This window comes from Pseudonocardia halophobica (assembly GCF_027922425.1).
GTDB lineage: Bacteria > Actinomycetota > Actinomycetes > Mycobacteriales > Pseudonocardiaceae > Pseudonocardia > Pseudonocardia halophobica.
Window position 1 is genome coordinate 1 of the sequence record NZ_BSFQ01000182.1, and the last position, 805, is coordinate 805.

Below are 805 nucleotides of genomic sequence, written 5' to 3' on the forward strand. Positions count from 1 at the left end.
TGCGGGATCTGACCCGCTACCGCAAACGGCTCATCCAAGACCACACCAGCGAGTGCCAGCGCATCCAGAAGACCCTCGAAGACGCCGGCATCAAGCTTGACTCGGTCGCCTCCGACGTCCTCGGGGTGTCCGGGCGGGCCATGCTCGCCGCCCTGGTCGCCGGTGAACGCGACCCCGTCGTGCTCGCCGAGCTGGCCAAGGGCAAGCTCCGCCGCAAGATCCCCGCGCTGCGCCAAGCGCTACGCGGCCGGTTCACCGATCACCACGCCCTGCTGATCGGGTTGTCGCTGGCACACACCGCGCACCTGGAGCAGGCGATCGCCCACCTCGACGACCGGGTCGACGCCCTGTTCGCCTCCCAGAGCGGGCCGGACCGCGGTGGGCGGGACGGGATCCCTTTCACCCGGGCCCGTGACCGGCTCGACACCATCACCGGGGTCGGGAAACGGGCCGCCGAAACCATCATCGCCGAGATCGGCGTGGACATGACCCGCTTCCCCACCGCCGCGCACCTGGCCTCCTGGGCCGGCCTCGCCCCGGGCAACAACATCACCGGCGGCAAACGCGGCTCGGGCAAGACCACCCACGGCGACGTCTGGCTCACCGACATCCTCGTCCAATGCGCCTGGGCCGCCGCACGCACCCGCAACACCTACCTGTCCGCCCAGTTCTGGCGCCTCGCCCGCCGGATCGGGAAGAAGAAAGCCGCTATCGCCGTCGCCCACTCCATCCTGGTCATCAGCTGGCACCTGCTCACCGAGGACTGCGACTACACCGACCTCGGCGGCGACTACTTCACCCGCCG

Annotated in this window: 1 protein-coding gene; it reads left to right on the forward strand. The window is 70.1% G+C overall.

All coding sequences use genetic code 11. From position 1 onward, the window contains the following. On the forward strand, window positions 1-805 hold an 805-nt coding region (locus tag PKE99_RS38025), incomplete at both ends, for an IS110 family RNA-guided transposase (RefSeq protein ID WP_271215096.1).